At 52.0% G+C, this 15,256-nt stretch carries 4 protein-coding genes; all 4 read right to left on the bottom strand.

The annotated features are described in order from the left end of the window. Positions 1-8: 8 nt before the first annotated feature. The 4 genes from AB1805_00670 to AB1805_00655 all read right to left on the bottom strand — a co-directional run bounded on the left by AB1805_00670 (position 9) and on the right by AB1805_00655 (position 15,243). Positions 9-6,896, bottom strand: a complete 6,888-nt coding sequence (locus tag AB1805_00670; protein ID MEW5743938.1) for a chitobiase/beta-hexosaminidase C-terminal domain-containing protein — start codon at positions 6,894-6,896, stop codon at positions 9-11. Between the two features lie 420 nt (positions 6,897-7,316). Beyond that, positions 7,317-7,916: a tetratricopeptide repeat protein gene (locus AB1805_00665; protein MEW5743937.1), complete on the bottom strand. Its 600-nt coding sequence runs from the start codon at positions 7,914-7,916 to the stop codon at positions 7,317-7,319. Next, a complete protein-coding gene (locus AB1805_00660; protein ID MEW5743936.1) occupies positions 7,913-14,290 on the bottom strand; it encodes a C1 family peptidase in 6,378 nt (2,125 codons plus the stop codon). Before AB1805_00660 ends, AB1805_00665 begins: the two co-directional genes overlap by 4 nt. A gap of 176 nt (positions 14,291-14,466) precedes the next feature. Beyond that, positions 14,467-15,243, bottom strand: coding sequence for a DNA-binding response regulator (locus AB1805_00655; GenBank protein MEW5743935.1), 777 nt, complete (start codon positions 15,241-15,243; stop codon positions 14,467-14,469). Between the last annotated feature and the right edge of the window lie 13 nt (positions 15,244-15,256).

Below are 15,256 nucleotides of genomic sequence, written 5' to 3'. Positions count from 1 at the left end.
CTCGCTCTTTATCGCTCGTCGGCGCCTATATCCCACCCGGTGCCTTGAGGACGAAGGGTGCCGTCGATATCATCGGTGACCTCCAGGTTCACATCAGAGGGGTTCACTCCGGCACCTCTGGCTGCGGTATCCGAGCTTGCCAGGTGGAAATCATCTCCTGCCTTATCTGCAAAGGTCACCACCGTCGAGTTCTTGGAACCGACCCCTGGAGCATCAGAGGCCAGATTGGAGATATTGTACACTGAAGAGGCGCTGAAAGTTCCATAGAACCCATCCGTACAGTCCTGTGCTATTGAGTTCTTACTGACCGTACCTGTACCCGTACGCACATAAAATCCCAGGGTGCAGTTATGGACGGTATTGTTATAGATGTAGCTTATTCCTTTTGTTTGGATGCCGGAACTGTTGCTTCCCTTCATGTCATAGATGATGTTGTTCCATGCTCTCAGGTACCCGTCATCGGCGGCATTGATGCCTTTTTTGTTGATTGCTATAGTCCCTGTATTGCCTTTGATGATACAGTGGCTGATCCGGTGGTCCTTGACTCCTGACGCGGTATCGGAGAAATCAACCCCTGCAGCATAGTTCTTTCCGTCGAAATTCATGAATATCTGCAGTCCCTCAATCCGAACATACTCTTCAGCAACAGCGATGATACCCTCTGTTGCAGGAGCAGTGCTTACCACGAGCCGGTATTTGGTATTGTCCCACCTCCCCTGATGCCTCGACTCAGGAGCCGTGTAGATCTTGATATGATATTGGGCACTCGTTATCCAGCCATCGAGGGCAACAGGAGCCGTATCAGGGTTTGTCCAGGTCCCCTCGATGCGTGCCACGGCGATTTTGCTGACGCAGGTCAGGTCCCCTTGCGCACAACCGGTGAAGTCTATGTTCCCCTTGTAGGCCTGCCAGTCAGCAAGAGACTGGAAGCACCTCGTGCTCGGTGAGTACCCGGTGCAATCTTGTCTGATGACACTTACATCTTCTCCGGGGTTGCCGGCCTGGGTCGTTACCAAGACTTCCGTCGATGGTGCCGAAGCATTGTTTGCCGCATCGTAGGACGCTACCCGGTAGGCATACGTTGTTGAATGAGTAAGCCCCGTGTCGGCGTATGAAGTCGCCGTCACCGTAGCTATCGGGGCCTGACTCCCGTCGCGATACACTCGATAGCCTGCCACTCCAACATCATCGGTCGAAGCACTCCAACTCAGATCAACCTGAGAGGCCGATACCGCTGTCCCCGTCAGCCCCGCCGGCACGCTCGGGGCCTGCGTGTCCGGTAGAGGCGTAGTCACTATGACATACTCCATACTTTTCACTGCTTCGTGATTACCCGCCTTGTCAACACCAAAAAACTTGAGCGTTGTTGTCTCTGCAATATAAATCTGACTTGCATACGTAGCGGAACTTGTTGTTGGCGTACTCCCGTCAGTCGTGTAGTGAATCGCTGCCTCCTCATTCGCGGTAAGCGCAATACTCTGCGGCTCGCTGTACGTCCCTTCCCCAATACTTGCGGTGGTTACCGGTGCAGCCGTATCGAGCGTGATCGTGTCGCTATAGACGCCAGACCAGTTGCCCGCATTATCACTGAACTTGGCATAGACGGTCTTGATGCCATCACCTGCGCTTACTGTCCATGTCTTTACCTGATTATACGCCTCCGGAGCAGTCCACTGATTATTATCGTTGCTGAAGCTCATATGCGAGCAGCCGCTGGCCCCGCTGCAGGAAAGTGACAGCGTGACAGAGGCGCTTCTCGTAGAGCCCGCGCCCTCATTGATGAGGACAGTACCAGCCGGTCCGCTTGCCAGAACATTCAACCATAGTTTCGCCATCGAGCGATATCCCATTCCGTTAGGATGATAGTTATCGAACAGCTCTTCGGGATAGGCAGAAAAATACTGGTAAAAGTCGGGTCCGTCCATTATTAGCCGGTTCTCCAGTACAAGCTCGTCAATGACCTGATTGTACTCTCTGATCAGGGCGTTTCGGGGCTCATAATGGGGGTCGGAATATGAACCGCAGTTCTCGGGCTCAGCACAGTCACCGTATACAGGGGGGAGCTTCGCCAGTATAGGCGTTTTACCTGCATTGAGAACGGCAGTTATTATGCGCTGCATATTCTCCTTGTACGAGCCCGTGTATCCCGCAGTTCCTGAGCGGTGTCCGAGACCGCTCGGAACATCCGCTTTTGAGTCATTCGTTCCGTACATGAGCAGTATGAATTCCGAACGGGGATGTTTTGACAAGACGCCGGAGATGTATGATACGCCGTCGCGGGACTTCGCGCCCCCTATCCCTTCATTCGCTACAACGTGCGGATAACCCCGCGTGCTGGCGAGCATATCACTCAGGACAGGCTCAAACCCTCCATTGCGACTGCGACGATCGTTCGATACGTCATCAAGAGAATAATCATCGTACTCCCCTGGATAACTATGGGTAATACTATCTCCCACTGCGACAAGATAAGTACCGACACCGATATGCTCTTGTCTGTCATGGACAAAACTCCCTGCTATAACGTTGCCCCCGTTATCGACCGCAAAGGCATCAAGGGTATGCTCTCCTCTCGCCGGAGAGGAGAAAGTCGCTCGGTAGGGAGCTGCCGTATCGATTACAACCTGCTCACCTGGAGTATTCATATCAAGGATGAATTTAACTCCTCCTGCTGCCAGTCCTCCCGCGACAGCCTCAACAGTGAGGTCACCCGTTCCTTGGAGATGAAAATTATCCGGGGTGGAAATGCTCACGAACGGATCACCCTTGTATACGAGCTTAACGGCATCAGCATTATAGTAATAGGAACTTTCAGCAGTAAGAGTAACTGACGCACTCCCCCCTGCATCAAAAATATAGGTTCCGAGCTTGTTCCATCTCCCGCCATTCATCCTCTGGTTGATACGGACCCGGTGTAATCCCTGGCTGTCTGCAATATCAACCGGAGCATTATCTGAGTTGGTCGGATTCTCCGTCCACCACATGAACACATCGTAAATTCCGGGGCGCGCTATCACAGGCTGCCACGAATAGGTTGATCCGTTGCTGTTACTCGAAAGAGACTTATTACCGTAGTAACCGATATTTCCCGATACGAGCCAGGTTCCGGTATAGGCGGCAGCAGCACTGCCGTTGTCGACTACCAGATCTCCCGGTACGGCGGTATCAATGACATACTCTGCCGTCCTGATTTTCTCCACATTTCCCCTCTTGTCAACAGCATAAAACTTGATTATTGTCGTTGCTGGAACTGATATAGGATTATCGGGCATGTAGACGGATGAGGTCGGCACAGGATCTGTCCCGTCGACTGTATAGTAGATATTGTCGCACCCCGAGCCGGCCCCGTCACTGCACGTCAGACGTACCGCCTGCGCTGATGAGTACGAGCCCCTTTCCGGTTCAGCTGTGGTCACAGGGGTAGCAGCATCGATTCTGCTAAGCAGGATATTTGTACTGATGACGCCCGACCAGTTACCGGCCCCGTCCCTGTATTTGATGGATACCGTTTTATTGCCGTTTTCCGGAGGTACAATCAGTTTAAGGTTATCAAGATAGGCATTCTGCCTGCCGAACGACATACTGACTTTACTTACGGCAATGCTGTCTTTATTGCTCCCTAACGTAATTGTCTTCCCGAAGGCCTCTACGATCAGTACCGCAGGATGATATGTCACCTTTATAGGGTAAGTAACACCTGAGCTATACTTAGTGCCGAACGAAACGCTTTCTACCACTATTCCGTTTACAATCTTCTCCACCCGCCCGTTAGTATACACATCAGAGTTGTACACCTTGTAGTAGGTGTTATCATCCTGCATCAGCTCCAGCCAGAACATCCCGGCAGTGCCGTAATGGCTTGTAGGTGTAAAATCGACACTATAGCTTCCATCCGGAGATACCGGCAGGCTCCGTGAGACCGCCATGATATTCTCTCCCGGTACAATCGCAACTTCTGCTCTCTGGTTCGGCCAGTCGTAGATGAACTGCCCCCCTGCGGTACCATCCAAGTCAATGGCCGTGTACTGTCCCGTGGTATCGGTGATGAAGTCGTCGAGCATGGTATCGCCCAGGAGCCATACTTTTGTCTGCGTGTACGGTTCCGGATCTGACCAGCTGAAACCGTCATTGCTCAGCTGCATCTGCACCACGCCGCTGCCGTTATTATCGCTGGCCGAGAGATTTAATCGCACCACTCCGATATCAGTCGTCCCGTCTCCTGTTACCGTTATTGAGCCCGAAGGAGCTGTTGGATCGATGATATAGTACGCCTCGTTTGGGACTTCTCTATTGCCAAACCTGTCCACTGAAAAAAACCGTATGGTCGCGTTCGTATCCACAGGGATCGGGCTGCTTGAGCTATAGACCAGGGGCGTTAACGCCGGGTCGGCAGGATCTGAGCCGTCGAGGGTATAGTAGATATTGTCACAGCCCGAGCCGGTCCCGTCACTGCACGTCAGCCGTACCGTCTGCGGGGTCGTGTATGCCCCCGGCACCGGCGATACCGTCGTCACCGGAGCAGTAACGTCGATGATATCCAGTACGATACTGTCGTTGTACACCGGCGACCAATTACCGGCCCCGTCCTTGTACTTCACATAAACCGTCTTATTCCCATTGGCCGGAGGCACCATCGCCCTGATGTTATCAATGTAGGAGGGCTGCCTGCCGAACCCCATCTCAACCTTATTCACCATGATTGCCGTGTTGTTCACCTTCAAGGTGATCGTCTTGCCGAAGGCCGTGACGGTCGTCTCTGCCGGGCTGTACGCTACCGTGACCGGGTACGTAGTCCCCTGAACATACTTGGCATTGAAGTTTATCTTCTCCACCACTGCTCCGTTGATGACCTTCTCCACCCGCCCATCAGTGTAAACATCGGAGTTGTACACCTTGTAGTAGGTGCTCTCATCCTGGATCAGTCTCAGCCAGAACATCCCGGCAGTGCCGTAGTGCAAAACAGGTTTGAAATCAACGCTGAACATACCGCTGGTCACCGGGGCGAGGTCGCGGATGATGTCCACCGCATTCTGACCATCCCTGATGACTACCTCTCCCCTCTGGTTCTGCCAGTCATAAACGAGCTCCCCGCCCTCACCGGCATCGACAACGGCCCTGTACAGTCCCGTGGTGTCGGCACTGAAGTCGTCAAGGATAGTGTCGTACAACCTCCAGTCCTTCACCGCCTGATAGGCCTCCTGAGCCGACCAGTTGGTCCCGTCATTGCTCAACTGCATCTGAGCCACCCCGGTGCCCGTTGCATCGCTGGCCATAAGGCTCAGATGTACCAGGGTGTTATCCGTCGCCGGGGCATCGTCGTTGATCACTATGGAGCCGGTCGGCGCCAGGCCGTCTATGGCATAGCTTGCCATCTTTGAGGGCTGTTCACGATTGCCCGCCTTGTCCACCGAGAAGTACCGGATGGTCGTGCTCGTGTCCACAGGGATCGGGCTGCTTGAGCTGTAGACCAGGGGCGTTAACGCCGGGTCGGCAGGATCTGAGCCGTCGAGGGTATAGTAGATATTGTCGCAGCCCGAGCCGGTCCCGTCACTGCACGTCAGCCGTACCGTCTGCGGGGTCGTGTATGCCCCCGGCACCGGCGATACCGTCGTCACCGGAGCAGTAACGTCGATGTACACTATCGAATCATTGTAAGTCTCCGACCAGTTCTCTAAGGTATCCTTGTAGCGTACATAAACTGTCTTGGTGCCGACGGGAGCGGAGACGAGTGCACGGACGTTGTCTATATAGGCATCCTGCCTGCCCAGCCCGATCCTCGCTTTTTTGACAGTGATGATACTATTGTTCGCCTGCAGGACGATAGTCTGGCCAAACGCCGATATCGTCGTCTGCGAGGGACTATAGGTAACCTTGATCGGGTAAGTACCGCCTTGCGTATAGTTTCTCGTAAAGGAAACCTTTTGTACCTGAACGCCATTCACGTATTTTTCGACGTAACCCGGGTTATATCCCTCGGCATTGTATATTCTGTAGTAGTTTTTATCATCCTGCATCAGGTACAACCAGAACATACCGGCAGCACCATATCGGGCGGTGGGCGTGAAGTCCATACCGAAGCTGCCGCTGCTCAGAGGCGCAAGAGGGAGTGATATGTTCATTGAGTTCTCTCCTTCACCCACCACAGCCCGGCCCCTCTGCCCTTCCGGATCGTGAAAGAAGATGCCTCCGGCGCCGTCTCCATTGGCAACTGCATACTGTCCCGTACTGTCCGTTCTAAAGTCATCGAAAAACATGGCGCTCAGCACCCAGTCCCGCCTCGTTGCATACGCCTCCGGAGCCGCCCAGTTGGCCCCGTCGTTGCTCAGCTGCATCTCGGCAACACCGTCAGGATCAGCGGCCGAAAGCGACAGGTGCAGCACAGGATTATCGGTCGTCTCCGCACCCTCATTGATTATTACTGAACCTTCAGGAGCTGTATAGTCCAGCAGAGCAGTTACGCTCGTATCGGCATTCAGTGCAAAGGTGCAATTTCCGGCTCCGGTGCAGCCTCCTCCTGACCATCCGAGGAACACCGAGCCGGGACCCGGCACAACAGTAAGCGTCACTTCTGTTCCCTGGTTGAACCTCTCGGTACAATCCGTCCCGCAATTGATGCCCGCAGCGACGGGGGACGTGGTGACAATCCCTTTTCCGGTGCCCGTTTTAGAAACGGTTAGGGCATATTGAACAATATCGGAAGAGGCTTTCTGAGTTCTGTTCCCCACCTCATCATAGATGTATTCGATCGCCGTCCCCCCGTACTCAACACGGATCAAGCAGTTCAGGTCATCGTAAACATACTTGATGACCTCCGCATGGGAGGCAAAGCCAAGCGCCAGGCTTAATGCTACGATGACGAGACCTGCGACAACCGTTGGGGACAGTTTTAACGACATTGTCTCTACCCTCCGCATTCTATGATTGAGTTTTCTATCTGCCCTTATCACTTCTCGTTCTCTTTAGTTCTAAGTTCCTTAATCGCACTTTTAACGGGCTCGGAAAGAATCATCGTTTTCTCATCCAAACGATCAAGCCCGCTAGTGACACCACAGGGTCAAGTGACACCACAGGGTCAAACCTTCATTATTCATTTACTATTCTTTTCCTCAAGCACTTATTTACCTTTTGGGCCTTTTCTATTGCTCTCAACTTTTGTCGCTGTTAAATGACTTTTGAAGGTTTGACCCCGCCAGTCTCTTCTCGATGCCTTCCTCGGTAGCGAGAAGGCAAAGAAGAACTGAGCTTTAATAGGCTCTGTCCCTTTCAGGCCGATGCTATGGGCGTTGCCAAGAAGGCGAGGAAGGAACCGGCCTAATTTAATTCCCTCTTCGGTCAAGAAGCTCTATTTTCTCATCCATCTTTTTTACAGCAGCATGATCGCCAATTGATTCGTAATAATCTCGCAGCATAAGATAAGCATCGCGAAGAACAAGACCCTTCTCTATGGCACTCTCAAGAAGCTTGGCAGTATCTGCATATTTCCCCCAAATGCTGTATATGTGAGCTAAGTGATACATGGCTATGTAATTATTTCTGTCGATCTCAAGTGCTCTCTTCAAAGAGCTTTCAGCTTTGGTATAGTCGCTATTATCCATTTCTATCTGAGCAAGTCCAACATGCGCCTGATCCATTGTGCTATCTACAGATAACGCCTTCATGTAAAGTTCTTGGGCCTTCCCCTTATCCCCCATTTTGTAATAACACTCGCCCATCATTGTAAAGGCTACAGGAGGACAGTGCTTCTCTATTTTCTTGAGCATGGACAGCGCTTCTTCACATTTGTCCTCTGCTATGAGATCATGAATTTCTGAAACTTGTTTTACTTTTTTATAGCCTCTCCTTTTTTTATACATCTCCCAAAGTATGATGATAAGCACATTAATCGATATAACGATCAATACATACCCAACGCTCATTTCGAACATCTCGAATTAGTGTGCGTATTGTAATAGTTCCGAAGCATTGCATCCTCATTCTCATTGGCAACATCGGGGTGTAAAAGTATCCCCAAATAGGTCGTTGCTCCAAGCAGCTTTGCAGCAGCTCCTTTCAGGATCGTTTTCTCTGTCCATTCTATTGCTTTATTTACAAACTTAATTTTATCGAGAGTATTTTTTAATGCATTTATTGCCTTGCTGTTGTCCTTAAGGTTATTCGGATTGAACCTATCAAACGGTTTGTTAGGATCAACATTAGGGAGAAGACCGGAAGGGTCTGTAAAGTTCACGGGGTTCGCACCGACGTATTGGTAGAGGTTTATGTCACCTCCGTCGAATCCTATCGGGTCTTCGCTTATGAACCTCCCGACTTGAGGATCATAGTACCGTGCTCTCATATAGTAGTAGCCATTGGGCTCCGTCATTACTCCGAACTGGCCCACGAACGTGAACGGCTGATAGACTGTCTCCTGCTGGTTGGCAACGGTGCCGAACTCGTCATAGGCGTACCTGTTCACCATAGTCTGGCTTTCATCCGTCATCCCTACCGTGCTGCCGATCGCATCGAAGTGGTAGCAGTACACCCTGTCTGCCGGCGCCGAAGGCTCCACCATGGCGATCAGTCCCATGCCGTGGAGATAATATCTCGTGATGACATTATTGCCATCCGCCTCCGCCAGCAGATTCCCTGCTGCATCATAGATGTATCTCGTCTCCACTCCGTTACGTACCGCCCTGAGGCGGCTGTCGCTGCCGTCGTAGAAGTACTGCGATGTCCCGGCCCTGGTTAGCCGATGCTCATGGTCAAAGGTGTTTGCCGCAGCTCCGTTGATGGTGGTCAGCTGCCCCTCATTGTCATACCCATAGCTGTTTGCCCCTGCACTAAGCAGACGGTTCCTCTTCGGATCGTTGTACCCATACATGACCGGGCTCTTATCCAGCAGGGGCGTCAGCGGCTCGATCTTTGCCGTCTCCACCCTGTTGCCGTTTCCGTCAAGAGCGAAGTGATATTGCGCTATCGGGCTGCTGAAGCCGGTAAGCCGGTTGGCAGCATCATAACTGTAGACCGTCTCGATTCCGTTGAAACCGGTAAATGCAGTAACGCGCCCTGCCTCATCGTACGTATAGGAGGCGACCTGATCGAGCCAGTTGACCACCGCCACCAGGTGGTTCAAGACATCATAGAAGTATAAAACCTTTTTATCGCCCGGATAGGTAAGCTCTATGAGATTGCCCGCCTCATCATATTTGTACTTCACCGTAAAACCATAGGTGTTGGTGTGAGAGGTCAACTGACCGGCCGCATCATAGGAGTAGCTCGCAGCGCCTGTCGGGTCGGACATCCTGACAAGCCGGTCGTGCTTATCATAGGTTAAGGTGACGGTCGAGCCGTCATGATAGGTGATACGCTCCACCTTGTCAGTCGCCGTGTATGCGAACGTCGTTATGGCGCTGTTCCGGTCGGTGATAGAAGTAAGCCTGCCTGCATCATCGTAGCCGAAAAGGGTCTTCCTGCCGAGCGGATCGGTCTTCTCCTTGAGCAATCCCCGCTTATCATAGACGAAGCTTGTGCTTGAGCCCACCTGATCTCTGAGCTCCGTCATCCTGCCGATGAAGTCGTAGGTATAGGTGACTGCCGGACGCGCAGCGGTCTTTGTCGTCCGGGGATTTCCATACGTATCGTAGGTCAGGGCTGTTATAATAGCGCGGGCATCGGTAGCGGATTCCTTTAACCCGTTCGCATAGTATGCCGAGCCTGCCGTGTTGCCGAGCGCGTCCCTGGTCTGGATAAGATGGTGCTCGGCGTCATACTCAAAATGGGTTGTGTGCTCAAGAGGATCTATGGTAGCGGTGAGCCTGAACTGAGAGTCATATACATTGGTAACGGTGTAGCCGAGCGGGTTTATCGCCTTCTCGAGGTTTTGATTACCGTCGTAAAGATAGCTGACAGAAAAAATGAAAGGAAACCTCGCGCTGCCCGACCGTGGATCAGTTATAACCGTGACATGGTTCTGCCCGTCATATCTCTTATACGTCCTGCGGCCGAGCTCGTTGATCTGGAGTATCGTCCTTCCCTTGTGATCGTAATAGTCGACAAGGGTGTTTCCGTCGGGGTCCTCTTCAACGCTCCGGTAACCCGAGAAGTAGAAGTTATAAACAGCATTGGACACTCCCTGGCGGGGCACGGCCTGTGTCTTTACCCTTCCGAGTGCATCGTAGGTATTTGTTGCCGTAGTGACAGCAAGCGGATTGATGAGCGTGGTCATGAGATGGTTAGCATACCCGTATCGCCATATCTTGCCTTCCGGATCGGTATAACTGGTGAGGTCGCCATTGACATCGTAGCCATAGTATACTGACCGGTACGACGCCGAGTTTTTATCCATGTCATAGACCCTGCCGATTCTGCTGCCGGAATACTCGAAATTAAGACTGCGGCCGAAAGCATCGATCACTTTGGACAGGTTATTGCCGCCGTCATACGAAAAGGTCATAGCATTGCCGTCCCCATCAGTTAAACGACTGACTTTCTTGCTTGCATTAAAATCGATACGCGTTCCGAACCGCTCCTTTAAATTGTAGGTTCCATCACCGTTCTTGACCAGCTGTGCGGTAATTCCGGGGGGGGCAGAAAAGGTCCCGTCTGCTTGTTGTACGTACACCAGGGTCTTGCTTCCCATATAGACGGTAACTGTATTATCGATCAGCTGATCTATAGCCCATTTGCTCGTGAGGGACGCCGTCACCCAGCCGGTTTTATCGTTCCTGCTCTTCATGATATCCGCAGTTGCATAGAGTGCCGCAATAAGAGAGGCGGCATCGACTGCCTGGCGTTTGCCCAAGCCGGGATCGGCGTTGCTGCTCGGCACCAGGTAAATATCGTAGCTATGGGTCCAGCCGTAGCCGAGAGGACGCTCATAGCCGACAGGCCTCTTCTGAAGAGACTGGCTGCTGTTATATGAGCGAACAAGCGATAGCCCTAAGGGCGCCTCATCGCCGATATCGATATCCGTATGATCATAGAGAAAGGCGCCGCTTGCCATATCGACAGGGTCTTTAGAGCGTCGGGGCGGAGCGGTAGTGACTTGTTTGTTTATCGTTTTGGGACTGGAAGTGCTCCACTGAGCGGTAGTGACATTCCGTGTTACCGTAGGGATATGAACAGGGGTTCTTGCGCTGCAGTACCCTCCGTAATACTCACCGCCGATAATCATGCCCATCGAGCCGGAAGATAATGATATGTAGCCTTTTCCTTTCCACCTGTCCAGGCCGAGCGATCCATTTTCAGGTAGTATAAACGTATACCCGCTATTCGCCTTGGACTTATAGTAGCTGCGGTCTTCCGATGAGTAGTTCTTGAGCTGGTCAATCCTGTAGGTGTTTTCACTCGTCACTTTGAATATTCTCTCGCCGGTGGCATTGGCGATCTGGAGCAGCTTTATCGTCGACAGACCCGGTTTGTCCGAGCCCATCAGCTGCTCCAGGATACCATGTTCATAGGCGCTCGAAATCAGAGCAATTGCATGAAAATGCAGGGAACTGTTGTCCACTGCATTATGTCGAGGGCGCGTGTTTATGAATGCAGCGGGCACATCAATATAATATCCGGTCTCCTGCGCCACCATCCCTATGATATGATGATAAAAAGAGAGGGTATCGTTCAGCTCGGATAAGAGATCGCTGGTCAGCATGACTTCTTTTATCCAGGTGAGCCCCATGACATTCAGTGTTTCCCCAAGGACCGCCTCGGAAGAATCGGACAGTCCTTGTGCCTGAGAGCTCTCGAGCTGCTGCTGTCGCTTATGCAAAAGGCCATCGCCTAGCGTGCCAAAAGAGTAGAAAACAGCATAGGTGCTGCCGCTGATGGCTTTAAACGTTACTGTCTGATCAGCGTACGTAGCAAACGGTTTAACATAAGGGTGATTGATGTAGACCTTGAAATCATTGTAGTATCCCGATTCGGCATATGTCGACCCCGTTACCTGGACAACTCCGTCCAGACGGATCTGCGGGTAGCCGTTCGAATAGGTGAGAGTAAGGCGTCCGCCGTTAAGGTCCGGTGTGTTAAATGTATGATCAATGCCCAAATGCCTGATGTTGAGCTGAGCGGTGTACTCGAGAGGGATATCATCCCATAGAGCGCTGACCGTTGTTGTGAAAGGCAGTGCCGAAGAATAGCTTTGCAACTCTGTCCTGAGAATGGTGCGACCGCCGATAATCTCTTTTAGTTCGCTGTTGGGGTACTGGGCACGTATATGGTTGGAGAGATTCGTGGAGTATGTCGCAAGTTTGCTTCTGATGTTTGCCTCGTTCATGTGCTGGACGTAATCGCTGCCCACAGTTGCCCCGGCTGTCGCGACGGCAAGAAAGTCGCTCTGGTCATATCCCATCGCCTCACCGATATTGACAGACTTGTTTTTATAAATGTATGTTTTAAAGGCCGGATCAAATAGGTACTCCGTACCGTTGACGGTCGCTTTGACCCAGACACGACTTACGCTCGAGGTCCCGATATCTTTTCCCCACGTTGATATAACAGTGAATGGAATACCGCCGTATTGAAGCGCCAAGCTGATCGGCCTCGTGTCCTGCTCCACTCCAAGCCAGCTGGCGAGCTCCCTGCCTGGGATCGTCATTCTACCGTAGACGTACTGAACAGGACCGATGCTGCTGTTATGCCTGCCGCTCTCCCTTAAGAGTGCTACCATCAAGGATGCCTGATCGAAATCATTGCCCTTGCCGTCGAGAAGCGTAGCTGTTGCTCCTTTATGGAATCCGAAGTAAGGGATGTAGTCAATGTAGTTATGCACATAATCGTAGATCAGCTTAGGATCGTACTTGAGCGCACGGGCGAGCTCCTGGATCTCGGTTGTCGTGGATATCCCCGATGCGGCAAGGGGCACTGTGTTCAATTTTGCCTGACGCTCGGCCCTTCTCTTGGAAAAGTATGCCTCTGCTTCCTCATGGCTCACGGGATCCGCTTCAAATTTGAACCATCCCGGACCCACAGCCTGATCCTGGTTGTCCGTGTCATTCTTTGGATTGTTGGGGCCCTCTTTCCCGTCAGGGTCCTTGTCTTTTGAGCTATCGGAAGCAGGAGAAAACGTAAGGGTAAAATCTTTAGTTATGGCCGTGGTTGAAGGTATTATGACGTTTTCACTCAGTGTTACATATCCTGTTTTGCGAACTGTTACTACATAGCTTCCGACGGGGATGCTGCCGATACGGTACTGCCCGTTTACATTGGTAATCGACGAATAGTTCCCGCTCTTCACCTCGGCGCCTGCAAGAGGAACTCCTTTCTCGTCACGAACGGCGCCTATGAGCAAAGCAGCGTCTTCAGATGTAACACTGTTCTCCTGTCCGTTCCCCGACCCCCCCGGGTTCGAATTATCGGTATCTCGCGGAATGCCGTCAAGACTCGGGAAGTCGGCCGGAACAGGATTCTCGTACGCAATGGTCCAATGACCGAGCAGAGAGTCTCCATTCACCTCGCTGTAAGCGATCATGAAATACCCTGACTCTCCCCAGTCAGTGCCCCAGCTGCTTTTGACAATGAAGTACTGTTCCGCATCGTTATATCCGACAATTGCCGCTGCATGATATCCCTCGAAGCTCCCCCAGCTATGCGTATATATGCCGGAGCTGTAGTAGAAAAAGTCCGTGTGTACTGCTATGAGGGTTACCAGGGGGCCGTAGTTGTACAGGGCATGCTTGACGGCATCGACAGTCGGCTCGACTTTATACCAATTATCAATCTTGTAAGCCTCACCCTGCCAGTTGGAGCAGGCGCCCACGCAGCCACCCTCGATGGCGAGGTAAGGGAAACAGCCTTCGGACGGCAGTCCTATATTACTGATGAAATCGGATGCGCTGTCGATAAGGCCGCCGTAGCAGGAACCTGCGCCGCTGCACGAGAGCGCTGTTTGTTCCGAGAGATCGAGATCGATACCCGGCATATTTTTAGATATGAGTGTTGATGATTCAAGAGCCGCTGTTGTCGCGAATGCCCAGCAGCTCCCGCAGGCGCCCTGGTCCTTGATCGGCGTTACATAGCTGCTGCCTCCGTAATTCCTCCAATCGAGGGCGGCAGGGAGCGCACTATACGGAGTGGCCACTATTTTCTCCTGTCCGGTAGGCGCCGGCACACGCCCGCCGAGACGCCTTTTCCGATCTTCGGGTCTCAATTTCGAAACAGCGGTATCCTTAGCAGACCATCGGGCTTTCTTCTCTTTAACGGCCTTCGATACCTCACCGAGCTCACCGGCATGCACCAGAGAAACCATCGCGCACACTAAGAAAAGAACGAAGAAGCCCGAAACTCTGCCGATTCGAGTCAGTCTCTTCTGCATTTCCTTACTCCTCTTCATAATATTTTAATCTCTCATCACTCGAAGTAGTGCCGCTTTTACCTACGGCACCGCCTTAGCGGCGCGCACTGCAACGGCAGGAACAGACCACAATCTGTCCGATACGGAAGGTACGGTTCCCCCAAGCTAAAGATTAGCAGGACTGAAGAGAACTTTCCTTAATTTTCTTCCAAATCTTCTTTGTTTTTTTCCAAAAGTTTGCAGGTGAGTTGAAACTGCTTCGGGGAGAGACCGGTCTCTTTTTTGAAGAGTGCAGAGAAGTAGTTCGAATCGTTGTAACCGACCAACTCTGCGGCTTTCTTGACGGAAACGCCTTGGTGCTTGATGATATCCTCAGCTTTCTGAATTCTGATCTTGTTGTGATAGCTCTTAAGGGAGCAGCCTGCAACACGTTTGAAGAAATAGCTGAAATATGTTTTGCTGAGCGAAGCCAATCTGCAGGCTTCGGCGAGGCCTAACGGCTCTTTATAGTTCCTGCAAATGAATTCCATTACGGCTAAAACCCCTTCACGCTTATCGGGATCAATCTCGCCATGCAGGCTTTCGTTGCCCTTAGTTGGCAGGGACAGGTGTCTTCGATTGTGAACAGTATTTTCGACAGTTGACAACAGCTCGACCGCCCGAAACACCTCCTCTGCGTTGAGAGGCTTCTTCAGGTAAAACCGTGCGCCTGCCATGAAAGCGCTCAGGCACTTTTCCTCAGTGCCGTGGGCCGTGGTTGCGATTACAGGAATAGAGGGGTGGGTCTCTTTGATCCGGCGGATGAGGACAGCACTATCTATCCCGGATACCGAGAGGTCGAGAAAGATGAGGTTAACCATCTCCGAGAGGGCATCAAGTCCCTCCCGATCCGTTGAGACACAGAGCAACTCGTAACTGTCCCCCAGGATAGTCGATAGGGTCTCTTTTGCGACCGGACAAGTGTCGATGATCAAGATGCTGTGGATA

Source organism: Nitrospirota bacterium (genome assembly GCA_040752355.1).
GTDB lineage: Bacteria > Nitrospirota > Thermodesulfovibrionia > Thermodesulfovibrionales > Dissulfurispiraceae > JBFMCP01.
Note: the sequence above shows the minus strand (reverse complement) of the source record. Positions and strands in the feature narration are given on the sequence as shown.

What these genes read in the sequence shown, in the direction of transcription:
- AB1805_00670 (MEW5743938.1), bottom strand. Translation starts at nt 6,896, where the DNA reads ATGTCGTTAAAACTGTCCCCAACGGTTGTCGCAGGTCTCGTCATCGTA.
- AB1805_00665 (MEW5743937.1), bottom strand. Translation starts at nt 7,916, where the DNA reads ATGAGCGTTGGGTATGTATTGATCGTTATATCGATTAATGTGCTTATC.
- AB1805_00660 (MEW5743936.1), bottom strand. Translation starts at nt 14,290, where the DNA reads ATGCAGAAGAGACTGACTCGAATCGGCAGAGTTTCGGGCTTCTTCGTT.